Here is a 23,771-nt window from a genome sequence, read left to right as displayed (position 1 = left end):
TGCATGGCCACCCATGCCCAAATGCAATGGCTCAGCCGGCACCAATGTCCATGATGCGCGCCACCAGCCAGGCGAGTGCCGGGTCGTGCTGGCGATGGGCAAGGTACAACAGCTCCAGCTGGAAGGGCTCCAGGGCGAACGGCAGGTCGAATACCTGCAGCGGCAGCAGCCGGGCGAAATGGCGGGCCAGGGCGGTGGGCAGCACCACGCACAAGTCGGAGCTTGCGGCCAGGTGCGCGGCCTGCAGGTAATTGGGCGTGGTGTACACGATGCGCCGGGCCAGGCCCTGTTCCCCCAGCCATTGGTCGACCATGCCACGGGTCTGGCCGCCGTGCACCCACAAGTGGCGCAGGGCGAGGAACGCTTGAAGGTCGAGGGTGCCATCCACTTCGGGGTGGCCCTGGCGCACCGCCACGCGCAGGGTTTCGCTGCGCCAGTGGCGCCGCTCGTAGCGCGCGGGCACCTCATCGAAGCGCCCCAGCACCAGGTCGAGTTCGCCGCGATCGAGGGCTTCGGCGGGCAGATTGGGCGTCAGGTGCAGCACATCCACGCGCAAGTGCGGGGCCTGGATTTGCAAGGTGGTCAGCAACTTTGGCATGCACAGCTGTTCGGCGAAGTCGGTGAGCGCGATACGCAGCTGGCGGTGGCTGAGCTGCGGGTCGAAGCTGTCGCCGGCACCAAGGGTCTGTTCGATCTGCAGTAATGCCGCGCGAATCGGGCCTTCCAAGGCCAAGGCGCGCGGGGTGGGGCGCATGCGCCGACCCACGCGCACCAGCAGCGGGTCGCCTAGCAGGTCGCGCAGGCGCGCCAGCGCATTGCTCACCGTCGGCTGGGTCAGCGCCAGGCGTTCGGCGGCGCGTGACACGTTCTGTTCACGCAGCAGCATGTCCAGAACGCGCAGCAGATTAAGGTCGAAGTTGGCTATATTCATGCGAAAAATACATGGGATGGAAAATGAGAATTTCAAAAATAGTAGGCGCCTGACTAGGGTGAGGGCAATGCCTTCACACCTCGAATCAGGAGCGTCACCCGTGAGTACTCCCTACAACGTTCAGCAGGCGGCGGTGATCGGCGCCGGCACCATGGGCCGCGGCATCGTCATCAGCCTGGCCCATGCAGGCCTTGCGGTGCTGTGGCTGGACAACGACCCCAGCGCCACCGAAGCCGGCCTGGCGATGATCGCGCAAACCTGGGCACAGCAGGTGGCCAAGGGCCGTATCGATCAGGCCGAGGCCGACGCTTGCCTGGCGCGGGTGCGCCAGGTAACGGCTTATGATGACCTCGCCGACGCCGACCTGGTGATCGAAGCGGTGTACGAGAACCTGGCGCTCAAGCAGGCCATCTTCCGTACCTTGGACAGCACGCTCAAGGCCGACGCCATCCTTGCCAGCAACACCTCGGCACTGGACATCGACGCCATCGCCGCCGTCACCCGGCGGCCCGAACAGGTGCTCGGGTTGCACTTCTTCAGCCCGGCCCATGTGATGAAGCTGTTGGAAGTGGTGCGCGGGGGGCGCACTTCGCCTGCGGTACTCGAGGCGGCCCAGGCCCTTGGGCAGCGCATGGGCAAGGAAGTGGTGGTGGCTGGCAACTGTCCAGGCTTCATCGGCAACCGCATGCTCGCCAGTTATGTGGGTGAGGCGCGCAAGCTGCTGCTCGAAGGCGCCACGCCGCGGCAGGTGGATGAGGCGTTGCAAGGGTTCGGCATGGCCATGGGCCCGTTTCGCATGTACGACGTGATCGGCATCGACCTGGAGTGGCGGGCGCGTCAGCTGGCTGGCAAAGGCATGGAGGCGCCGTTGGCCCAGGTCGATAATAGCCTGTGTGCGCTGGGGCGCTTCGGGCAGAAGGCCGGCCAGGGTTACTACCGTTATGCCCCTGGCAGCCGTGAGGCGGTGCACGACCCCGACGTCGATGCACTGGTGCTCAAGGTTGCCCATGACCTGGGCGTGCGTCGGCGCCAGATCGACGACGAGGAAATCCGTGAGCGCTGCGTGCTGGCGCTGGTCAACGAAGGGGCAAAGATACTTGAGGAGTCGGTGGCCAGCTGCAGCGCTGACATCGACCGGGTCTACCTGAATGGCTACGGCTTCCCGCACGAGGTCGGCGGGCCGATGCGCTGGGCCGACCAGCAGGGGCTGGGCTTGCTGCTGGCACGCCTGGAACGCTTGCAGGGCCTGTTCGGCGAGCACTGGCGCCCGGCCGGGTTGCTGATGAGCCTGGTGGCTGAGGGTAAACAGTTGGCCGACGTCCGCGAGGGCCGCGCATGAACTACCGAGCCCCCCAGCGTGACATGCACTTCGTGCTGCATGAACTGTTCGATGTGACGGCGCACTGTGCCCGCCTGGGCAATGAGCTGGACCGCGAAACCATCGATGGCATTCTTGAGCAGGGTGCACGCTTTGCCGGCGAAGTGGTTGCGCCGCTCAACCGCCAGGGCGATGAGCAGGGCTGCCGCCTGGAGCAAGGCAACGTGCGCACACCGGATGGCTTTCGCCAGGCTTACCGGCAGTATGTGGAGCAGGGCTGGGGTGGCATGACCGGCCCGCTGGAACATGACGGCCAGGGCCTGCCGCAAATGGTTTCGGCGTGCTTTCACGAAATGCTGATGGGGGCGTCGCTGTCGTTTCGGATCTATTCCGGCCTGACCGAGGGCGCCGTGCTGGCCTTGCACCGGCATGGCAGCGCGGCGCTCAAGCGCGATTACCTGGGCAAGCTGGTCAGCGGCGAATGGGCCGGCACCATGTGCCTGACCGAGCCGCAGGCCGGTACCGACCTGGCGCTGCTGCGTACCCGTGCCGAGCCGCAGGGCGATGGCAGCTGCCGCATCAGCGGCAGCAAGATCTTCATCAGCGGCGGCGACCAGGACCTCACCGACAACATTGTCCACTTGGTGCTGGCGCGCCTGCCGGATGCGCCGGCCGGTGTGCGTGGCATCAGCCTGTTCCTGGTGCCCAAGTTCGAATGTACCGAAGGCGGAGGGCTGGGCCCGCGCAATGCGGTCGAATGCGGCGCGCTCGAGCACAAGATGGGCATCAAGGGCGCGGCGACCTGTGTGATGAATTTCGATGGCGCCCGTGGCTGGCTGGTGGGAGAGGCCAACCAGGGCCTGGCGTGCATGTTCACCATGATGAACGATGCGCGTTTCCAGGTCGGCCTGCAGGGGCTGGGCATAGCCGAGGCGGCCTTCCAGGGTGGCTTGGCCTATGCCCGCGAGCGCTTGCAGTCGCGCAGCCTGGCAGGGGCGGTGGCGCCCGAGCGCAGTGCCGACCCGATCATCTGCCACCCTGACGTGCGGCGCATGCTGCTGACCCAGAAAACCCTCAGCGAAGGCTGCCGCATGCTGGCGGCCTTTGCCGCCCAAGCGCTGGACCTGGAGCACGGCGCCTTGCAGCCTGAGGTGCAGGCGGCCGCCGGGCGCCGGGCGGCGTTGTTGATCCCCATCGTCAAGGCCTTCCTTACCGACGTCGGCCAGGAGACTGCCAGCCTGGGCGTGCAGCTGTACGGCGGGCATGGCTACATCCGCGAATGGGGCATGGAGCAACTGATGCGCGATAGCCGCATCACCCAGCTGTACGAGGGCACCAATGGCATTCAGGCGTTGGACCTGATTCGCCGCAAGCTGCTTGGCGACGGTGGCGAACAGCTGCGCCTGCTGATTGATGAGTTGCTTGAAGCGGCACGCAACTGCCGCGCTGACGCGCTGGCCGGGATGGCCCAGGCGGTTGCTCAGCGCCTGCAGGAATGGCGCAACCTGAGCGCCGAAGTGCTCGACGCCTGCCGCTGTGACCCGCAGGAAATCGGCGCGGTGTCGGTGGATTTTCTCGCCTATTCGGGCTACGTGCTGCTGGCCGCGCTGTGGCTTCGGGCGGCCGAAACCGCCAGCGCGGCCTTGGCCGCAGGCAGCCAGGACAGCGCCTTCTACCAGGCCAAGTTGCAGGCTGCAGCCTTCTATTGGCGGCGGGTGCTGCCGCGCGCCAGTGCCCACTGCGAGGCCTTGCGCGGCGGCGCACAGTGCCTGATGAGCCTGGATGAAGCGCACTTTGCCTTTTGACCTGGCCCCGCTGTTCACCCACAAGAACAAGAGGAACATGAACATGCAGCCTTTCAGTTTTGCCACCACCCCCCATCTGCTCTGCGAACCCGGCGCCGCCGGACGCCTGGCGCAGCTGTGCCAGCAACGCCGCGTGCGCCGCGTGCTGATCGTGACCGACCCAGGCATCGTCAACCTGGGCATGCTTGATGACGTGCTGCCTGGGTTCACCCAGGCGCACCTGAGCGTGGCGATCTTCAGCGAGGTCAGCGCCGACCCCAGCCATGCCTGCGTGCTGTCTGCCGTCGGCCGGGCGCGGCATATCGGCGCCGAGCTGATTGTCGGTTTTGGTGGCGGCAGCTCCATGGATGTCGCCAAGCTGGTGGCGCTGCTGGCGCACCCGGCCTGTGACCAGACCCTGGAGGCGGTCTACGGCATCGACCAGGCCAAAGGCCAACGCCTGCCGCTGATCCAGGTGCCGACCACCGCCGGGACGGGGTCGGAGGTCACTCCCGTCGCCGTGATTACCACCGGCGAGGCGGCCAAGATGGCGGTGATTTCGCCCCTGTTGCTGCCCGACCTGGCGTTGCTCGACGCAGAGCGCACCCTGGGCCTGCCCCCGACGATCACCGCCGCCACGGGGATCGATGCCATGGTCCATGCCATTGAGGCCACCACCAGCCAGTACAAGCGCAACCCCCTGTCCAGCCTGCTGGCCCGCGAAGCGTTGGCGCTGCTGGCCAGCAACCTTGATCAGGCCGTGCACAACGGTGGCAACCTGGCGGCGCGCCAGGCCATGCTGCTGGGCGCCTGCCTGGCCGGTCAGGCATTTGCCAACGCTCCGGTGGCGGCGGTGCATGCGTTGGCCTACCCGTTGGGTGCGCGTTACCACGTGCCGCACGGGCTGGCCAATGCGCTGGTGCTGCCCCACGTGATGCGCTTCAACCGCCGCGAAGCGTTCGCCGACTATGCCGCCCTGGCTCCGGCACTGCTGGGCGATCGGCTGGTGCCTGGCGACCCGCATGAGCTGTGTAACCAGTTCATCGATGAGCTGGGGCAGCTGGCGCCACGCTGCGGCCTGCCCAGCCGGCTGCGAGATGTCGGGGTGCCGCGGCACAGCCTGCCATTGCTGGCCGAGGATGCCCTGCAACAGCAACGGTTGCTGGTCAACAACCCGCGCAAGGTCACCCTCGACGACGCATTGGCCCTCTATCAGGCGGCGTTTTGAACATGGCCAGGGAACGCCCGCTGCGCGGCGCCTACCGTCATTTTCAACCGATCACCACGCGCTGGCACGACAACGACCTGTACGGGCATGTGAACAACGTCGTTTATTACGGGTTTTTCGACAGTGCCGTGAATACCTGGTTGATCGAGCACGCCGGCCTCGATATCCACCACGACCCGGTGGTGGCCTACGTGGCCGGGTCCGCCTGCGACTATTTCGCCGCCGTCGCCTTCCCACAACGCATCGAGGTGGGCATCGCTGTCGAACGGTTGGGCAACAGCTCGGTGCACTACGCCCTGGCCGTGTTTGTCGAGGACGAGCCCGAGGCCTGCGCCGCTGGCCGTTTCATCCATGTGTTCGTCGATCGCCGCAACAACCGCCCGGTCACTGTTCCCGCCAAATTGCGCAGCGCCTACGAAAGATTGCTGCCGGTGTAATTGCCCAAGGAGAGCCGTTTCATGCAAGACGCCGTCATCGTATCCACCGCGCGCACGCCCATCGCCAAGGCTTGGCGCGGCGCGTTCAACGACCTCACCACCCCCAGCATGAGCGCCGTTGCCATCCGCGCCGCCGTTGAGCGCGCCGGCGTTGAGCCGGGCGAAGTCGAGGACCTGGTAATGGGCACCGCCATGCAAAGCGGAACCGCCGCCATCAACCCGGCGCGCTTGTCGGCCCTGGCGGCCGGCTTGCCGCAGTCGGTGGCCGGGCAGACCATCGACCGCCAATGCGCCTCAGGGCTGATGGCCATTGCCATCGGCGCTCAGCAGATCCGCGGCGAGGGCATGCACGTGGTGGTCGGGGCCGGGCAGGAGCAGATCAGCCTGGTGCAGCAGGCGCACATGCAGGCCGCCAATGCTGCCCAGGACGCCACGGTGCGGCGCCTCTGCGAGCACGCCTATATGCCCATGCTGCACACGGCCGAGCACGTCGCCAAACGCTATGGTATCGACCGTCACGCCCAGGACCGTTACGCCTTGCTGTCGCAGCAGCGAACAGCGGCAGCGCAGGCGGCCGGGCTGTTCGCTGATGAAATCGTGGCAGTCACGGCGCAGCGCAAGGTCGTCGACAAGGCCACTGGTATCCAGTCCCACGAGCGCGTGCACCTGAGCCAGGACGAAGGTAACCGCCCGCACACCCGGCTGGCGGACCTTGAGGCACTGAAACCGGTGATCGAGGGCGGCTGCGTGACGGCTGGCAATGCCAGCCAGTTGTCCGATGGTGCCAGCGCCTGTGTGTTGATGAGCGGCGCCCGGGCGGCAAGCGCAGGCTGCCAGCCGCTGGGGCTGTACCGGGGCATGGCGGTGGTCGGCCTGGCCCCGGAAGAAATGGGCATTGGCCCGGTGCTGGCGATACCGCGTTTGTTGGCGCGCCACGCGTTGCGGATCGAAGACATCGGCTTGTGGGAGATCAACGAGGCATTCGCCTGCCAGGTGCTCTACTGCGCCGAACACTTGGGCATCGACCCGGCGCGGCTCAACGTCAACGGTGGCGCCATTGCCATCGGCCACCCCTACGGCATGAGCGGTGCGCGGATGGTCGGGCATGCCTTGCTCGAAGGCCGCCGTCGCAAGGTTCGCTACGTGGTGGTGAGCATGTGCGTGGGCGGAGGCATGGGCGCGGCTGGCTTGTTCGAAGTGCTCTGAAGCACCGCCATCAAGCCATAACGAACCGGCATGGCATTGATCCGAAGACGCTATTTGTGAGCGTAATCAAACCTACCTGATACTGCTCGTCACCGACACCGCCGGCCTGGGCGGCCGGCGCGTCCGCGCTGAACCCATCATTTCCCTCTCGAATAAAACAATAAGAGGTTAAGAGTGAGCGCAACCCTTCTATTCTGCCGGCGCCAGGCGCCGCTGGCGGCCCTGTGCTGCCTGCTCGCCACCCCGGTTGCGGGCGTTCAATTCGACATTGGCACGCTGCAAGGGCGTTTCGACTCGGCGCTGTCATTGAGTACCGCCGTGAGCACTGCCAACCCCGACAAACAGCAGTTGCAGTCGGCCAATGGCAACGATGGGCGGCGCAACTACCGCTCGGGCGACATATTTTCGGCGATCTTCAAAGGCACTCATGACCTGGAGCTGCGCCGCGACAGCATGGGTGTATTCCTGCGTGGCACCTACTGGTACGACACCGCGCAGCGCGACCACAGCCAGCGGGCCGTCGACATCGACGACCGCAACCGCCAGGTTTCGGCGAAAACCGCGGGGGCGGAGCTGCTCGATGCGTTTGCCTATGGCCTTTACGACATTGGCGGTGAGCCCGGTTCGCTGCGGGTGGGCAAACAGGTGGTCAACTGGGGAGAAAGCCTGTTCATCCAAGGCGGGCTGAACGTGATCAACCCCTTCAACCAGGCTGCGCTGCGCCGGCCAGGGTCGGAAGTGAAAGACGCCCTGGCGCCCGTCAACCTGCTGTATGTCACGCAGAACCTCAACCAGGCGCTGTCTTTCGATGCCTTCTACCAGCTGGACTGGGAGCAGACCCGGCTGGAGAACTGCGCAACGTTCTTTTCCGGCAACGACTTCATGCCCGAAGGCTGCCAGGGGCTGGATGTCGGCGGGCAGATGGTGACCAACCCGGCCGTGTCGCCGGCCCTGACCCCGTTTGGTGTGACGCTGACGGAAGAGGGCGTGCGCGTGCCCCGGGGCGCCGACCAGGATGCACGCAACAGTGGCCAATGGGGTTTTTCGCTGCACTGGTATGTTGAGCCACTGGATACCGAGCTCGGCCTGTTCGCAGCCAATTACCACAGCCGTTCGCCTTACCTGGGTACGGTCAGCAGCCGCTATTACGCCAATACGGGCTTTGCCCGTGAACTGTGCGCCAATGTTGGTGTGGCACAGGCCAATTGCGGGGCTTTTCTTGCGTCCAGCAACGGGCAGACCCTGGCCGGCGCGCTGCGCATGGGCACCTCGCAATACCGGGCGCAATACCCCGAGGACATCCGCCTGTACGGCCTGACCTTCGCTACCACCTTGCGCAACGGCGCCGCCGTGCAAGGTGAACTGAGCTACCGGCCGAACGTGCCGGTGCAACTCAACGGCAATGACGTGCTGCAGTCATTGCTCAATGCCCCCGGCCGTAGCCCGCTCAACGCCAACGGCCTGCGCCCTGCCACAGACAACACCCCCTTCGACGGTTACCGGCGCAAGGAGGTGACCCAGGCCCAGGTATCGGCCGTGCAGGCGTTCAGCCAAGTCATGGGCGCCAACCAGCTACTGCTGATGGGCGAGGTGGGCGCCACCTATGTAGGCGGGCTGGAGGGGCGTTTCGGGCCGCGCTATGGCCGCTCCGGTGCCTATGGCAACGGCGAACTGGCCGACAACAGCCTGTGCCTGGCGATCTCGAAAAGCCCGGGCGACTGCAACGACGAAGGCTTTGTCACACCCTTTTCCTGGGGATACCGCCTGCGCGCGACCTGGAGCTACCCCAACCTGATCCAAGGCCTGGACATTCGCCCAGGCCTGGCCTGGGCCCATGACGTCAAGGGTTACTCACCGGCGGACAGCTCGGCCTTCAACGAAGGCTCTCGCTCGATCAGCCTGGGCGTGGACGTCAGCCTGGCCAGCCAGTACTGGGCCAGCCTGGCCTATACCGATTACCTCGACGGCGATTACGGCACCCGCGGCGACCGCGATTATGTGGCGTTCAGCGTGGGCGTCAACTTCTAGGGCAACCAAGGAGCAAGGTCATGTCCAAGCGCAGCATGCCCCTTCATCCGCCAACCTGACGGGTATCGCCCTGGTGCTGGCCGGTGCCCTGGCCCCAACCCTGGCGGTCTGTGCACCGACCGGGCAGGGTGTGATGCAGGGGTTTCCTGCGGCGCCGGCGTTGCGGATCAACCAGGCCAATGCCTTTCAGCCACCGTACTTGCGCGGGTCGATGCGCCACGCCCGTGAGGTATCGCCCACCCGTGGCATCGGCCGGGCAGCCACACCGCTGAGCTTGACCGAAGGCCGCGCGGCGGCGCTAGACCCACTGGCCTTCAGCGCCGGTGACCAGCAGAAAGGGCAGTGTTCGTAGATGTAGCGGTTCATCATGTTGACCCCTCCATTAACCTGCCCGGCGTGATGTGCTCAGAACTGCACTGAACGAGTGAGTCCACCGTCCACCAGCAGGTTTGTGCCCGTTGTAAAGCTGGCAGCAGGGCTGGCCAGGAAAACCACGGCCCTGGCTACCTCCTGCGGCGTAGCCATACGCCCCATGGGATTTTCAGCCAGGCATTTGGCAAAGGTTTCGGGCTGCTCCCGCTCGATGTCACCCCATACACCATCTGGGAAGTACACGTTGCCAGGGGATACCGAGTTGACTCGAATACCCTCGCTTGCATGGCGAACCGACAGGGTTTTGCCATAGTGAAGCAAGGCGGCCTTCAAGATGCCGTAGGGTTCTGCGAACATATCAACCTCGCGGCCCGATACGCTCGAGATCAAGACTACCGAAGCTGCTTGCGACTCGCGCAGAGCAGGCAGCGCCGCTTTGATCATCGTGGCACTGCCCAGCAGGTCGGTATCGAAAGCTCGGCGCCAGGTCTGCAGATCATCTCCCCCGGCCAGGGCACTAACGTTTGGAATGACAATGTCGAGCCCGCCCAAGCGCGTCGCCGCATTTTCTACCCAGGCACGAACCTGTTCTGGTTGGGTGACGTCTACGGCAGTGCCCGAGGCGTGCTCACCAAACTCGATCTGGGCGTTGCGCACGCCCTTTTCACCGCGAGCGCAGAACGCAACGTGCGCGCCTTCGGCGAGGAAGAGCTGGACGATTGCTCGGCCAATGCCCCGCGATGCGCCACTGACCAGAACGCGTTTACCCTTCAGACCTAGATCCATGGTTGTTCTCCTCTGTCGAATAGCTCCAAGACGGGGCCCTGGCGAGCCCCGACGCTGGCCTTACTTGCGTAGCTTGTAGGCAATGATCTCGTCGCTGGTTCCGGTTTCCATAAAGGCATGACCAGAAGCAGAAACCAGTACGTACTGCTCGCCGTTGACCTCATAGGAAATCGGATTGGCTTGCGCACCCACTGTCAACACGTCCTCCCACAGCACTTCACCGGTGGCCGTGTCGATGGCGCGGAACAGGTTGTCAGTTGCAGCCCCAACGAATGTCAGCCCGCCCGCCGTGGTCACGGTGCCACCGTTGTTGGGCAAGCCGATATTGAGTGGCAGGTGCGACGGGATGCCGAACGGGCCGTTGCGACGCGCGGTGCCCAGAGGTTCGTCCCATACGGTCTTACCGGTGTCCAGGCTGACTGCACGGATTCCACCGTAGGGTGGCGCCGAGCACGGCACGCCGGTGCCCCAGTTACGCCAGCCGGCATTTACGCTGATCGCATACGGTGCGTTGACCTGCGGATAAGTCGAGGCGCCGCCTTCACCTTTACCTGACTTGCTGCCGGCCTTGTTCAAGGCCGTCTCGTCAGGCTTCGGCGCGTAGATAGGTTTAAGCCCCATCTTGTCAGCCTGCTCTCGCGGGATCAGCTGGTTGAGGTTGGGGATGTCGTTGTAGTTGGCAATCAACAGCCGTCGCACGGGATCGATGGACACCGAGCCCCAATCCGAACCGCCGTTGTAGCCAGGGTATTGAATCCATGGGCGATCGACGGAAGGCGGCGTTAGATAGCCCTCGTAGTTCGCCTGGCGGAACTGAATACGGCACATCAGCTGGTCAAGCGGGGAAAAGCCCCACATGTCTGCTTCGGTCTTGGGGGCCTTGCGCAAGGTGTGCCACTCGGAGGTGGGCTGAGTATCGGCCAGGAAGTCTGGCTCCACAGACCCGCCTTTCGGGGCCTTCACCTCTCCGATAGGGATCAGCGGTTCGCCTGTGGCGCGATCCAGGATGTAGATATCACCTTGCTTGGTCGGCAGCAGCACTGCGGGTACCGGCTTCCCATCCTTGCCCGGGTAATCCAGCATGGTCGGTTGACTGCCCAGGTCGTAGTCCCAGACATCGTGGCGGATGGTCTGGAAGTGCCAGACGTCCTTACCCGTTTTTACGTCTACTGCCACCAATGAGGTGGAATATTTGTTCTCGGCTTCGCTGCGGTTGGAACCGTAATAATCGATCGACGAGTTGCTGATCGGCAGATAGACATAGCCAAGCGCCTCATCGCCAACTGCTGCCGTCCACATGTTCGGCGTGCCACGGGTGTAGGTGCTGCCTTCAGCTGGGCCATGAACGTTGGCCGGGTTAGCCAGATCCCAGGCCCAAGCCATTTTTCCCGTTACTGCGTCATAGCCGCGAATCACACCTGAGGGTGCATCTTCATCCTGGCCGTCCCGAATCTGCGCACCAGTGACAATCACACCGTTGACGATGGCGGGCGGTGCCGTTACTGCGTACCAGCCGGGGACTTTCTTACCCAGACCTTCCCACAGATCAACCGCGCCATTTTGTCCAAAGTCTTTGCAAGGCTCACCGGTATGCAGGTCGACCGCGACCAACCTCGCGTCGAGGGTGGCCTCGACAACGCGGCTGCGGCATTGGGCGGTTTCGGGGAGCTGCGGGGCGGTATATACCGCGACGCCTCGACAGGCTGCTGCGTGAGGAATGGCCTGATCCGGTACGCCCGGGTCATGGCGCCAGTTCTCTTGTCCAGTTGCGGCGTTGATCGAGATTAGGATGTTCTTGGCAGAACACATCAACAGATCGTTGCCCACCTTTACTGGCGTTGTTTCCGGCGAATAGCGGCTGCCTGGGTTCGGTAGATCCCGAGTGTGGTAGACGAAGGCGCGCTCAAGGCGATCAACGTTCTCAGGTGTGATCTGCTTGAGTGGGCTGAAGCGCTGGGCATTGTGATCGCCACCGTAGAACGGCCAGTCGCTGCCGACTTGCGGCACGTCCTGAGCCTGAGCGAACTGCATCTGCAAAGCGCAAGAAACCGCAATGGCTAGCGCGCCACCGCATTTGACGGATGTGAACATGACAGACCTCGTTACGCAGCAGTGCGGGGGGCGCGGCGCAGTGCCGGCGACAGGATAAGGATCAGCAGCAGGATTACGGTCATGGCTACAAGGCGTGGTACCAGACCCCACCAGTTGAGGCCGACCTCCCACAGGGCCCAGATCACTGTCAGCCCCCAGATCACGCCGAACAAATGCAAGGCACCGCGTCTCTGCCTCCACAGCAAGGCAGCGGTTGCCACACACCCCGCGCCCGTCAGGCCGTAGTACCAGCTTCCGCCCAAAGCCATCAGCCAGACCCCACCGCCGAACAGAGCCATGCCGAAAGCACCCAGGGCCAAGGCCAATATGACAGTTGGCAGCCGCCATTTTCCGCCACATCCAGGCTGGGCCAGATCGTTGCTGCGGGACACACTACTACGTTGATTCATGACACTACTGCTTCCTTCATTTGCTAATAAATCAAGCTACAGCCTGATTGCTGGGGGTGACGAACCCGATGGGGCGACGCGTAAAGAACATCGAGAGGATTGCGCCGATCACCAACAAGACGCCCACTACCACGAAGGCCAGGGCGAAGCTGCCGGAGCCGGCGACCACATAGCCGGTCACGATCGGAGCCAGCAGGCCAAAGAGATTGCCGACTGCAGTGATAAAGCCAGCTGCTGTGCCGACATCGTCTTCCGAGCGCACCAGGTCGTTAACCAGCGAGAGGTTCAGGGAAATCGCTGAAGCGCAGGTGGCCAGCGACAGGGTGATCACGAACAGAATCGCCCACGTACTGTCGATCGCCGGCACCAGGAAAATCACCGAAGATGCGAGCAGCACGCAGGCCACGACCAGGCGCCGTTGGCCACGTTCTGCGGCACCTGGGCGCATCGCCTTGTCACTCAGGCGGCCTATGACGATGGCGAGAATGGCCGCACCAAGGTACGGGATGGCGGTGTAGATGCCGCTGGACATCACCGTCAGGCCTTTCTCAGCCTGCAGGTAGGTCGGCAGCCAGGTCAGGAAAAAGTAGGTCGCGTAAACAGCACACCCGTGCGACAGGGCAATCGCCCACATGCTGCTGGAACGCGCGAGTCCTTTGAGGCCAAGGGATACAGCCTGAGCCGGCTCGGCGCCGGATGAGACACTACTCTCAGCAATTTCCGCGCGTTCGGCATCGTCAAGCCATGGGGCTTTTGCAGGATGGCTGTACCACTTCAGCCAAGCGGCCAGCCAGATGAAGCCGAGTGCGCCGGCAACGACAAAGGCGATACGCCAGCCAAACGCGCTGATCAGCCAACCAAAACCAATGGCGCCAATCGCTGGGCCCACCAGGCTGCCGCTGTGGAAGACGGCAGTGGCCATGCCGCGCTCCTTGAGTGGCATCCATTCACGGATGACCCGCGCGCCGGCGGGGTAGGTGGTGGCTTCGCCCATGCCCATGATGAGCCGACAGGTGAGCAGTGAGATGAACCCGGTCGACACTGCGGTGCAGGCAGTGGCTACCGACCATACCCCGATGCCGTAGCCGTTGACCTTTTTAGGGCCAAAGCGGCCTACAAGGTAGCCCATGGGGATGAGGGCCAGAAAGTAGAGCCATACGAAGGACGAGAAGAGGTAGCCCATCGCAACCGGCGAGATATCGAATTCCTCCTTGAGCACTTTGGAGGCAACCGAAAGCGAAACTCGGTCAACGTAGTTGATCAGTGTCAGGGTGAAGAGAAACGTGTAGATCCACACACGCTTTTTCTTCAACAGACTGGTGTCTTTTTGCATCGCCATCACCTTGTAGTTATAGGGACGATCCAGGGACGAGAAACTAGGGGCGTCGGCACAATGGCTCGCTCACCTTGCCCGGGCAGTGGGCAACGCGGTGTGAGCGGCCATCGCCTATCAGAGTCGATCAGCCCAGCCAACGCTGGATGTTTGCGACCATGACTTCTTTCGAAATACCGTAGCGGTCATGGAGGGTCGGCAGCGCACCTGCATCCAGGAACTGGTCAGGCAGCGCCACGTGACGTACTTCCGGTTGCACGCGGGCTAGTAGCAGCACCATGGCTATGGCCTCACCGAGGCCACCGATCTGGGTGTGGTTTTCCGCGACGACAACCAGGCGGCCTTCGCGGCGACACTGTTCCAGGATGGTCTCGACATCGAGCGGCTTGATCGTCGGTACGTGCAAGACCGCAGTGTCGATTGTGTTCTTGGCCAGTTCGTCTGCTACTTCGAGGGCGCGCATAGTCATGAGGCCCGAGGAAATGATCAGCACATCTTTGCCGTCGCGTAGCAGCTTGGCTTTGCCCAGTTCGAATGTGTAGTCGTACTCATCGAGGATGAGGGGCACGCGTCCACGGGGGAGGCGCATGTAGACCGGGCCGTTATGCTCCGCTATCGCGGCTACACATTGCTCCGTCTCCAGTGCATCGCAAGGGTCGATGACCATCATCTGGGGGATGGCTCGCATCATCGCCAAGTCTTCGGTGGCCTGATGACTTGGGCCGTAGCCGGTAGTCAGGCCCGGCAGCGCTGCACAGATCTTCACGTTCAGGTTTTCTTCAGCGATTACCTGATGAATGAAGTCATACGCTCGGCGAGTGGCGAATACCGCATAGGTGGTGGCGAACGGTACGAAACCTTCTTTTGCCATACCTCCAGCCGCAGCCATGAGCAGTTGCTCGGCCATACCCATCTGCAGGAATCGCTCCGGATAGCGTTGGGCGAAGATATGTAAGTCGGTGTACTTGGCCAGATCAGCAGTCATGCCGACGATGCGAGGGTTCTTCTGGCCTGCCTTGACCAGGGCGTGGCCAAACGGTGCAGACGTGGTGCGCTGCCCCTCGCTGGCGATGGAAGCGATCATGGACGACGTGGTGAGCTTCGGCTTTGCTGGGGAGGCGGCGGTCATTGTGGGCTCCTTGGCGCGTGGATCTCATCGAGGACTGCGAGGGCTTGCTGCCACTCCTGGGGCTCGACCCGGATGAAGTGGTTCTTGTCACGCTGCTCCAGGAAGGGCACGCCTTTACCCATCAAAGTGTCGAAAAGAATGACTCTCGGTTTTTCGCCTTGTACCGCCCGCGCGATGTCGAAGGCCTGAATCACAGCCTGCAGATCATTGCCGTCGACGCGTTGCACGTGCCAACCGAACGCGGCCCATTTGTCGACAAGAGGCTCGAACTGGAGGATGTCGTGGGAAGGGCCATCCGCTTGCTGGCGGTTGATGTCCACCAGATTGATGAGGTTGCCGAGCTTGTGATGCGAAGCCGACATGGCAGCCTCCCACACCGCGCCCTCGTCCAGCTCCCCATCGGACATCGAGTTGTAGACGAACGCATCGTTACCTTTCATGCGCAACCCCAGCGCCTGGCCCACCGCAATAGCCAGCCCCTGGCCTAGAGAGCCGCCCGAAATTTCCATGCCGGGTGTGTACGTGGCCATGCCGGACATCGGCAAGCGACTGTCGTCGGAGCCATAGGTTTCCAGTTCATCTTCTGGCAATACGCCGGCTTCCAGCAGCGCGGCATACAGGGCGATTGCGTAGTGCCCATGGGAAAGCAGGAAGCGGTCACGGCCTTCCCACTCGGGTTGATCTGCGCGGATGTTCATGGCGTGGCAGTAGGCAACAGCCAGTACGTCGGCCCAGCCCAGCGCCTGGCCGACATAGCCTTGGCCCTGGACTTCGCCCATACGCAAGGCGAACCGTCGGATTCGCCAGGCATGCGTCGACATCCGGGCAAAATGGTCATTGCGACTCTCGGTCATATTGTTCTCCATTGGTGACCAGCGATCCGGAGTTACTGACGCAACGGATTCATCAGTATCCAGCCGAATTGAGTAACCCGTTGATGATCATGTAAAAATACAGGCTCGACAAAAGGTTTAAATTCGCCAGTCAATGAATTGGATTCACTAATGAAGATCTTGAAAAAGGTACCGCTCTCAGCCCTGAGGGTGTTCGAAGCGGCGGGTCGAACTTGCTCTTTTGTAGAAGCAGCAAAGGAGCTGGATCTGTCGTCAAGCGCGGTAAGCCATGCCATACGCAAATTGGAAGTCGCCGCTGAAGTCTCTCTTTTCACTCGCAGTACGCGCCATACGGCGCTGACAACCGAGGGTGCCATGCTGCTGGATCATGTGCAGCGTGGTTTCGAGGAGATGAGCAGGGGGTTGGCGATTGCGACCAATGAGCCCGCAGTGCCGTTGCGCCTTCACGTGGCACCGACGTTCGCCAGCCAGTGGTTGGTGCCGCGCCTGGCCGGCTTTCTGCGTGATCATCCCGGCATCGACCTGCGGATATCCGCCAGTACTGACTATGCGCTGTTCGACAACGATGATTTCGACCTGGACATCGTCTACGGCGAACCCAGGGTTTCTTCGCACGAGAAGACGCCGCTGCGTATCGAAGAGCTAACGCCCCTATGCAGTCCTGAAGTTGCCCAGCATCTTCGCTCGCCGCAGGATCTGTACGCCCAGTTACTTATCCAGAGCGATGGGCAATCCGTGCAATGGAAAGGGTGGTTTGCGGCCAATGGAATGCATCCTCCGAACAGTTATGGCTTGGCGTTCGATCGAAGCTCCATGGGTATTGCAGCAGCGGCGGGCGGCCTGGGAGTAGTGCTTGAGTCTGACCTGTTGGCTGAGCAGGAGCTGGCAAGCGGTCGGCTGGTCAGCCCGCTTCGGCATGTCAGTAACAGTGTTCGCTACGTTGGCCACTACCTCGTGCATCCTCGGCGGCATAGGCAACCGCACGCAGTGACTCAGTTCAAGCAGTGGCTGTTCAACGAGTTAGCTGTCCCTTGAATGCTAGATGGGGGCTTGGAACGCCTGCATTTCGGGACAAGCTTCAAGTAGGCTGGCCGCCCTGCACCGGCTTTTTTTCGCCCTTATGGCGCTAATTTGTCCAAGATCTGCTCACGACACACGCTTAGCACTTCATCAGCAAGCGGAGAATCGTCCGGGCAGGCTCGAGACAGAATCAAGGCGCCGAGGACGTGCGCAAATGTATCGAGTATTACCGCACGGCTTACTGTGGGCTCGTTTCCCTGTAACACCTCCAGCAGCCCCTCAATTCCAGCCTCGTAAGCTGCTTTGATGTCATCGGGCTGGCGAGCAGCGTCTCCTCCGAGTGCCGCTAGCGTGCAACCTTTCCCTTTCTCATCGCGGTGTTTGCGCGAAAGGTAGAAATTGACGAAGTCGGCCAATTGGATGCCGTGTAACTGCTCGACCGTCTTGTGGATTCCGCAAGTCGCGGATTCGCCCATCAAATCCGCCTTGGACTTGAAGTGCTTGTAAAACCCGCCGTGGGTAAAGCCGGCAGCACCCATGAGGTCGGCAATACCCACGCCATCGTAGCCGCGTTCACGGAATAGCGTGGAAGACGTCTCCACGATGTGGGCCCGATTAGCTTGTGCCTGGGCCTTCGTAACCTTCATTTCTCTGCTGCCTCCGCTATCAAGCCAACCCATATCATACATTGATGATATTCATCATCAAAGGCGTTGACTGGTAAGATTATGATCATCATCATTAGGTCGTGTCTTCCACTGCGAGAGCAAAACCTCATGAGCTATACCCATCTCACCGTTCCGACCCGTACAGTTGAAGTAGGCGGTGACAGCTTCACTTACCGTCGCTGGGGTAACCCTTCTGGTGTGCCCCTGGTCTTCATCGCCCACTTCCGTGGCGGGCTCGATCACTGGGATCCGATCATCACTGATGGTCTGGCTGCTGGACGTGAAGTGATCCTGCTGAACGGAAGGGGTGTAGCGTCGTCGTCGGGTACACCGGCCACGACCATTGAGCAAATGGCGGATGACATCGCAGCAGCCGTCAAGGCTCTGGGGCTGACCCAAGTCGACCTGCTGGGGTTCTCAATCGGTGGTCTGCAGGTTCAGGAGGTGGCACTTCGTCACCCTCAGTTGGTACGCAAGCTTCTGCTGATCGGCACCGGACTGCGCGGCGGTGATCCAACTATGGCGGAGGGTGTGAGAGAGGCCGCTTCCAATCCCGTTCCGACCATCGAAGACTTCCTGTTTCTTTTCTTCGGTCGTTCGGAAACTGCCAAAACAGCAGGCCTGGCTTTCTGGGAACGGCGCAATCAGCGTTCCGATCAGGACACCCCAAGCTCCATTGACGTCGCCCTGGCCCAGGGCGCTGCTTTTGCAGCCTATGTCCAGTCGGCGCAGGGAGAGAACCGCTTCTCCTACCTCCACGATCTCAAGCAGCCCACCTTGGTAGTCAATGGCGTCGACGACGTCATGATCCCTTCGATCAATTCGTGGAACCTGGTGCAGAACATCCCCGATGCCCAGTTGCTGATCTACCCCGACTCCGGTCACGCCGCTCATTTCCAATACCCCGAGCGCTTCCTGAAGCACGCGCTCCAATTCCTGGAAGAGTAAGACCACGCCTGCCGGGCTGCTGCAAGCGGACCGTCCCCTATTTGAGATTACCCACATGACTCAGTCTTTTGACACTGGAATCAAGTACATCGCTGCACCCAACAAGACTCTCAAGGTCGATGGTGTTGCCTTCGCTTACCGTGAGCTGGGACGCAAAGGTGGTGTCCCCCTCATCCTCCTGAACCACTGGGGGGCCGTTCTCGACAACTTCGATCCACGCATCGTCGATGAGTTGGCCAAGCATCACCATGTGATCACCACGGACTATCGCGGCGTTGGTTTGTCTGGTGGCGTTGCACCACTCACCGTCGCAGAAATGGCCCGCGATTGCGTGGCGTTTATCAAGGCGCTGGGCTTCGACAAGGTCGACCTCTTCGGCTTCTCGTTGGGTGGCTTTGTTGCTCAGCAGATCACGATCACCCAACCCGGCCTAGTGCGCAAACTGATTCTGACCGGCACTGGCCCTGCAGGGGGTAAGGACATTGACCAGGTCGCCGTAGTGTCCATGCCGCTGATTGAGAGGGCGACGTCCGAAGGGATCGATCCGAAGACCTATCTCTTCTTCACTTCGAGTGAGACGAGCCAGCAGGCTGCCAACGCTTTTTTGAAGGCCATGCTTGAGCGCCAGATCGACCGCGATGTTCCTGTCACCCAGGAAGTATTCGGTCGTCAACTTCAAGCCATTCAGGCTTGGGGCCAGCAAGCGCCGCAGGACTTGGCTAGCTTGAATATTCCAGTGCTTATCGCCAACGGCGACCAGGACATCATGGTTCCGTCCGAACTGAGCAGCGATATGGCAGAGCGCATTCCCGGCTCTACCCTGGTTATTTACGAGGACGCAGGCCACGGCGGGATTTTCCAGAACCACGCTGACTTCTCTGCGAAAGCGCTCGCCTTCCTTGCTGACTGATCCATTCACTTGCATCTGAAGAAACGCGGGGGGCTTCCCGCTTTTCTTGCTGAAGGAGTTACTCATGACATTCAAAGCGCTGCTTCTGACCAAAGAGGGCGAATCGGTCTCGTCGAACGTGGTTGATTTCTCCGAAGGGGATCTCATGCCAGGGGACGTTACCGTCGCTGTGGAGTTTTCCACGGTGAACTACAAAGATGCGATGGCGCTCACCGGTCGCGGTGGTGTGGTGCGCAGTTACCCCTTGATCCCTGGGATCGACTTCGCCGGTACCGTCATCGAGTCGAGCAACCCGGAATTCAAGGCAGGAGATCGGGTGCTCGCAAATGGCTGGGAGCTTAGCCAGAGCCACCATGGTGGTTTTGCTCAAAAGGCCCGGGTGAAGGGCGAGTGGCTGGTCAAAATCCCGGATGAATTCACCACCAAAGACGCCATGGCCATCGGAACCGCTGGTTACACAGCGATGCTGAGCGTGCTGGCACTCGAGCACGGCGGACTGACTCCCGAGCGTGGCGATATCTTGGTGACCGGGGCCAACGGAGGTGCTGGCTCTATCGCTATCGCGCTGCTGTCGAAGCTCGGCTATCGAGTGGTCGCCTCAACAGGTCGTCTTAGCGAGTCGGACTACCTCAAGTCTCTCGGTGCCGCTGAGGTCATCGACCGTCATACGCTGTCTGAAGCGGGTCGCCCAATCGGGGCTGAGCGTTGGGCCGGTGCGATCGATTCCGTGGGCAGCCACACCTTGGCCAATGTACTGGCCCAAACGAAATATCGCGGCGTTGTAGCCGCCTTCGGCTTGGCTCAAGGCGCTGATCTTCCTGGGTCGGTGCTGCCCTTCATTCTGCGCAACGTCACACTCGCCGGCATCGACTCGGTGAATGCACCGCGTGAAGTGCGCCTTCAAGCGTGGTCTCGCCTGGCACGCGACCTCGATTTGGACAAGCTGGGTCAGACCGTCCAAACCATTGGTTTGGCAGATGTACCGCGTGTTGTTCGCGAGCTTTTTGAAGGGAAGGTGCGTGGACGTACTGTGGTCAACGTGAACGAGTGAGGCCATCACTTCGAGGAGTCGGATAAATGAGTCAGCCTACTGCAATCGTGTTCGGTGTTGGCACTACCCGAGGTGTTGGGGGAGCGGTCTGTAAGCGTTTTGCCCAAGAGGGGTATCACGTCATTGTCACAGGCCGAACCTTGGAAAAGATCGAGGAAGTCGTTGCAGATATTCGGCGTTCCGGCATCGGGAGCGCCGAAGCGTTGCAGACTGATGTCACCGTCGAAGGGCAAGTCATCGCAGCGTTTGACCTTGCGATGTCTCCAGGCGCGGGCCGAGCCCCTGCTGACGTCGTGGTCTTCAACGCGGGCAATAACGCCCTGATCGATTTCACTCAGCTCACGGCCAGCCAGTTCGAGGACTTTTGGCGAGTAGGCTGCTACGCCGGCTTCCTTGTTGGCAGAGAAGCAGCCAGGCGGCTGGTTCCTCTTGGCCGAGGCACCGTGATTTTTACCGGTGCTTCTGGAAGCTTGAGGGGCAAGCCTGGCTTTGCCCACTTTGCCGCCGCCAAGGCGGGATTGCGAATGATCTCCCAGAGCATGGCGCGCGAGTATGGGCCTAAGGGCATTCATGTTGCTCACGTCGTGATCGATGGTGGCATCCTGGGTGACCGACTGCGAAATGCCGCCCCGGCCAGGGTGGAGAGCAGCGGGGAAGAAGGGCTGTTGGGATACGAGGCGATTGCTGAGAACTACTGGACGTTGCATCGCCAGCCACGATCCGCCTGGACTCAAGAACTCGACCTTAGGCCGTTCAAAGAAAGTTGGTGATTGCCTGATCACCTGCACGTCGGGCACCTCTACATTTTGGAATGTTGAAGATATGAAAGCGTTTCTGATTGATCGCTACGGCAAAGACGTCGTTGGTGATATCACTGAAGTGCCAGAGCCAAAGGTGGGTGATTTCGATGTTCTGATTGAGACCCACGCTGCAAGCGTGAACGTTCTTGATATCAAAATTCGGAAGGGCGAGTTCAAGTTGATTCTGCCTTTCAAGATGCCCCTGATCTTGGGCAACGATGTCGCTGGCACCGTAAAACGGATCGGTGGGAAAGTCAGCCGCTTCCGAGTGGGCGACGAGGTCTACGCACGTGTAGATCAGGCGCGTATGGGCGGCTTTGCGGAATTCGTGGCCGTCAACGAAGCGGCAGTCTCGTCCAAGCCTACCAATCTGAGCATGGAGGAGGCGGCTTCGCTGCCATTGGTGGCGCTCACAGCCTGGCAGGCTTTGGCGGAAATGGCCAACGTTCAACCAGGGCACAAGGTTCTGATCCATGCCGGTTCCGGTGGCGTCGGTAGCATCGCCATCCAAGTCGCCAAGCACCTGGGAGCATTCGTCGCCACCACCACGAGTACCGTCAATGTGCCGTGGGTTAAGGCGCTGGGTGCCGATGTGGTGATCGATTACAAGACCCAGCAGTTCGAATCGCAGCTGAGTGATTACGATGTCGTGCTCAGTGGGCTGGGGGGGGACGTTCTCGAAAAATCCCTCCAGGTACTGAAGCCAGGTGGTCAGTTGATTTCCATCTCTGGCCCACCCACGCCTGAGTTTGCTGAGCAGCTTCGCCTTTCTTGGCTGTTCAAGCAGATCGTTCATTTGATCAGCCGTGGGATCAGGAAAAAATCTGAGCAGAAGGGCGTCAGCTACACGTTTCTGTTCATGAGGGAGAGTGGTGCGCAACTGGCTGATCTGGCCAAGCTGGTTGAGGCTGGGATTATCAAGCCTGTAGTGGATCGCACCTTCCCATTGGATTCGACGCGTGATGCTCTGGCATACGTCGCGCAAGGCAGAGCCAAAGGTAAGGTGGTGGTGAAGGTGAGGTGATCACCTGAGCACAAAGGGGAGCGAAAGCTCCCCTTTTTTATGGCTGAGGTTTCGTCCTCGCATGGCTCCTCAGCCATATGGGACGTTTCCCGCTTTGGTCATTGCTCGGCGGTCAAGAAGCACACGAATGCTGTGATAATGGCACTCACGAGTACCACTCCAAGCGCCGCATACGCGGACAAGGTGAGCAGGGTGGCGCAGGTGATGGCGAGGGCAGCGCACCCCATCTGCATGAAGCCTAGTAGCGCTGAGGCTGCGCCCGCCTGTTTGCCAAATGGATGAAGCGCGATAGCGGTGCCAAGAGGGTTAAACAGACCCATACCAAGAAGGAAAATGCTCAGTGCAATGCAGAAGAACTTGAAGTCGGTTGGGCCGCACAGTAGAACCAGGCTGCCGGCCAGGGCGACCACCAAGCCGATGCGTGCCACTGTCATTTGTCCCCAGCGGTTGGCCAAGCGAGGTGCGATCAAGCCTGCGGTGAAAACGATCACCACTGTCATGGCGAAGAAAACCCCAAACTGCAGTGACGATAACTTGAACCCTGTGAGCAGGATCGCCGGCGCCATGGAAAAGAATGCGTAGAGCGCGCCGATGACCAAGCTTACAGCCAGGCCTGGTGACATCAGCCTGCGGTCGCTGATCAGCGCGGCATAGCCGCGAAAGACTGCCCCTATCGACAGCGGCGAGCGATTGTCGGGTAAATGTGTCTCTCCCAGGCGCCTGCTGTAAATCAGCGCGAGTACCAACGCCACCATCGCAATGATGATAAATAAGGCTCGCCACCCCATGGCATCACTCAAAATGCCGCCGATCAATGGGGAAAAACCCGGAGCAGCTGCCATTGCGACCATGGTTAAGGAGAGGGCTCGTGCCAGTTCTTCACCGTCATACAGGTCACGAGCGATGGCCCGTGACAACACTGCTGTAGCGCACACGCCCAGCGCCTGAATGCTCCGTCCTGCAATGAGCGCCGGCAGCGAATCTGCCAGTGCGCATACGACGCTTCCGACCATGAAAACGGCCAAGCCGGACAGCACCAGGCGTTGCCGGCCAAAGCGATCCGATAGTGGGCCCACTACCAACTGCCCCAATCCGAAAACCAGGAAAAAGCTACTCAGTGTTCCGCTCACCTGGCTGATCGAGGCCCCCAGGTCGCGCGCCATTGAAGGGAATGCGGGCAGGATGATGTTCGTTGCCAGCGCCCCCATGGCTGCCAGCGCTGCGAGGAGCAGCACAGCACCTGTGTGCAGCGTCGTGAGGTTCGAAGCAGGAATCGAGCTACCGGCTCGGCTAGCAGTAACCTGCGGCATTGGGTCGTCGCTCATGCGCTGTTTGCCTCTCGCTAATGAATTCCGTGCCTCGCGTAGCCTGAGTCGAGAAGGGGCTTGCTGCGACGCCGATCCATGATTATTGTATCTGCAACATTTGTATATGCAACTGTTT

At 61.4% G+C, this 23,771-nt stretch carries 22 protein-coding genes; 13 read left to right on the top strand and 9 right to left on the bottom strand.

All coding sequences use genetic code 11. The features are described 5' to 3' along the window. Positions 1-31 precede the first annotated feature (31 nt). Complete coding sequence (locus tag APH27_RS16530) at positions 32-931, bottom strand: LysR family transcriptional regulator (protein WP_060485380.1); 900 nt, start codon at positions 929-931, stop codon at positions 32-34. 100 nt (positions 932-1,031) lie between these two features. Between APH27_RS16530 and APH27_RS16525 the strand changes: the two genes are divergently transcribed. The 7 genes from APH27_RS16525 to APH27_RS16495 all read left to right on the top strand — a co-directional run bounded on the left by APH27_RS16525 (position 1,032) and on the right by APH27_RS16495 (position 9,284). Next, the gene (locus APH27_RS16525; protein WP_060485379.1) at positions 1,032-2,270 is read left to right on the top strand and encodes a 3-hydroxyacyl-CoA dehydrogenase; all 1,239 of its coding nucleotides are present in this window, start codon (positions 1,032-1,034) and stop codon (positions 2,268-2,270) included. Further along, a complete protein-coding gene (locus APH27_RS16520; RefSeq protein WP_060485378.1) occupies positions 2,267-4,054 on the top strand; it encodes an acyl-CoA dehydrogenase C-terminal domain-containing protein in 1,788 nt (595 codons plus the stop codon). Before APH27_RS16525 ends, APH27_RS16520 begins: the two co-directional genes overlap by 4 nt. A gap of 43 nt (positions 4,055-4,097) precedes the next feature. Beyond that, positions 4,098-5,261 (top strand): iron-containing alcohol dehydrogenase, encoded by a 1,164-nt coding sequence (locus APH27_RS16515; protein WP_060485401.1) that lies wholly within the window; start codon positions 4,098-4,100, stop codon positions 5,259-5,261. Between the two features lie 2 nt (positions 5,262-5,263). Then, positions 5,264-5,698 (top strand): thioesterase family protein, encoded by a 435-nt coding sequence (locus APH27_RS16510; protein WP_060485377.1) that lies wholly within the window; start codon positions 5,264-5,266, stop codon positions 5,696-5,698. 21 nt (positions 5,699-5,719) lie between these two features. After that, entirely contained in the window at positions 5,720-6,904 is a 1,185-nt protein-coding gene (locus APH27_RS16505; RefSeq protein WP_060485376.1) for an acetyl-CoA C-acyltransferase, read from the top strand. A gap of 174 nt (positions 6,905-7,078) precedes the next feature. Further along, positions 7,079-8,932 carry a DUF1302 domain-containing protein gene (locus APH27_RS16500; RefSeq protein WP_060485375.1) on the top strand — a complete coding sequence of 618 codons (1,854 nt, stop codon included), beginning with the start codon at positions 7,079-7,081 and terminating at the stop codon, positions 8,930-8,932. A 73-nt stretch (positions 8,933-9,005) separates the two neighbouring features. Next, the gene (locus APH27_RS16495; RefSeq protein ID WP_060485374.1) at positions 9,006-9,284 is read left to right on the top strand and encodes a hypothetical protein; all 279 of its coding nucleotides are present in this window, start codon (positions 9,006-9,008) and stop codon (positions 9,282-9,284) included. Between the two features lie 53 nt (positions 9,285-9,337). On the opposite strand, the gene APH27_RS16490 is transcribed toward APH27_RS16495, so the two are convergent. The 6 genes from APH27_RS16490 to APH27_RS16465 all read right to left on the bottom strand — a co-directional run bounded on the left by APH27_RS16490 (position 9,338) and on the right by APH27_RS16465 (position 15,907). Continuing rightward, complete coding sequence (locus tag APH27_RS16490; RefSeq protein ID WP_060485373.1) at positions 9,338-10,090, bottom strand: SDR family NAD(P)-dependent oxidoreductase; 753 nt, start codon at positions 10,088-10,090, stop codon at positions 9,338-9,340. A 60-nt stretch (positions 10,091-10,150) separates the two neighbouring features. Next, the gene (locus APH27_RS16485; protein WP_060485372.1) at positions 10,151-12,181 is read right to left on the bottom strand and encodes a pyrroloquinoline quinone-dependent dehydrogenase; all 2,031 of its coding nucleotides are present in this window, start codon (positions 12,179-12,181) and stop codon (positions 10,151-10,153) included. Between the two features lie 11 nt (positions 12,182-12,192). Continuing rightward, positions 12,193-12,591, bottom strand: a complete 399-nt coding sequence (locus APH27_RS16480; protein WP_060485371.1) for a hypothetical protein — start codon at positions 12,589-12,591, stop codon at positions 12,193-12,195. Positions 12,592-12,622: 31 nt separating this feature from the next. After that, on the bottom strand, positions 12,623-13,924 hold the full coding sequence (locus APH27_RS16475) for an MFS transporter (protein ID WP_060485370.1): 1,302 nt from the start codon (positions 13,922-13,924) through the stop codon (positions 12,623-12,625). 127 nt (positions 13,925-14,051) lie between these two features. Further along, a complete protein-coding gene (locus APH27_RS16470) occupies positions 14,052-15,053 on the bottom strand; it encodes a transketolase family protein (protein WP_060485369.1) in 1,002 nt (333 codons plus the stop codon). Further along, positions 15,050-15,907 (bottom strand): transketolase, encoded by an 858-nt coding sequence (locus APH27_RS16465; protein ID WP_060485368.1) that lies wholly within the window; start codon positions 15,905-15,907, stop codon positions 15,050-15,052. The genes APH27_RS16470 and APH27_RS16465 overlap by 4 nt, the downstream gene beginning before the upstream one ends. A 150-nt stretch (positions 15,908-16,057) precedes the next feature. Here APH27_RS16465 and APH27_RS16460 point away from each other — a divergent pair, with 150 nt between their 5' ends. Next, positions 16,058-16,942 carry a LysR substrate-binding domain-containing protein gene (locus tag APH27_RS16460; protein WP_027919260.1) on the top strand — a complete coding sequence of 295 codons (885 nt, stop codon included), beginning with the start codon at positions 16,058-16,060 and terminating at the stop codon, positions 16,940-16,942. A gap of 83 nt (positions 16,943-17,025) precedes the next feature. Here APH27_RS16460 and APH27_RS16455 read toward each other — a convergent pair whose 3' ends face one another. Beyond that, entirely contained in the window at positions 17,026-17,574 is a 549-nt protein-coding gene (locus APH27_RS16455) for a TetR/AcrR family transcriptional regulator (RefSeq protein ID WP_060485400.1), read from the bottom strand. Positions 17,575-17,703: 129 nt separating this feature from the next. Between APH27_RS16455 and APH27_RS16450 the strand changes: the two genes are divergently transcribed. The 5 genes from APH27_RS16450 (at position 17,704) to APH27_RS16430 (ending at position 22,328) form a co-directional block, all read left to right on the top strand. Then, complete coding sequence (locus tag APH27_RS16450; RefSeq protein ID WP_060485399.1) at positions 17,704-18,543, top strand: alpha/beta fold hydrolase; 840 nt, start codon at positions 17,704-17,706, stop codon at positions 18,541-18,543. A 55-nt stretch (positions 18,544-18,598) separates the two neighbouring features. Continuing rightward, positions 18,599-19,453: an alpha/beta fold hydrolase gene (locus tag APH27_RS16445; RefSeq protein WP_060485367.1), complete on the top strand. Its 855-nt coding sequence runs from the start codon at positions 18,599-18,601 to the stop codon at positions 19,451-19,453. Positions 19,454-19,517: 64 nt separating this feature from the next. Then, complete coding sequence (locus APH27_RS16440) at positions 19,518-20,504, top strand: MDR family oxidoreductase (protein WP_060485366.1); 987 nt, start codon at positions 19,518-19,520, stop codon at positions 20,502-20,504. A 26-nt stretch (positions 20,505-20,530) separates the two neighbouring features. After that, positions 20,531-21,274 carry an SDR family NAD(P)-dependent oxidoreductase gene (locus tag APH27_RS16435; RefSeq protein ID WP_060485365.1) on the top strand — a complete coding sequence of 248 codons (744 nt, stop codon included), beginning with the start codon at positions 20,531-20,533 and terminating at the stop codon, positions 21,272-21,274. 52 nt (positions 21,275-21,326) lie between these two features. After that, positions 21,327-22,328 carry an NADP-dependent oxidoreductase gene (locus tag APH27_RS16430; protein WP_027919266.1) on the top strand — a complete coding sequence of 334 codons (1,002 nt, stop codon included), beginning with the start codon at positions 21,327-21,329 and terminating at the stop codon, positions 22,326-22,328. A gap of 98 nt (positions 22,329-22,426) precedes the next feature. On the opposite strand, the gene APH27_RS16425 is transcribed toward APH27_RS16430, so the two are convergent. Then, positions 22,427-23,653 carry a multidrug effflux MFS transporter gene (locus APH27_RS16425; RefSeq protein WP_082435161.1) on the bottom strand — a complete coding sequence of 409 codons (1,227 nt, stop codon included), beginning with the start codon at positions 23,651-23,653 and terminating at the stop codon, positions 22,427-22,429. Positions 23,654-23,771 lie beyond the last annotated feature (118 nt).

This window comes from Pseudomonas sp. NBRC 111123, assembly GCF_001320205.1.
GTDB lineage: Bacteria > Pseudomonadota > Gammaproteobacteria > Pseudomonadales > Pseudomonadaceae > Aquipseudomonas > Aquipseudomonas putida_J.
This window is presented reverse-complemented; position numbering and strand designations above follow the sequence as displayed.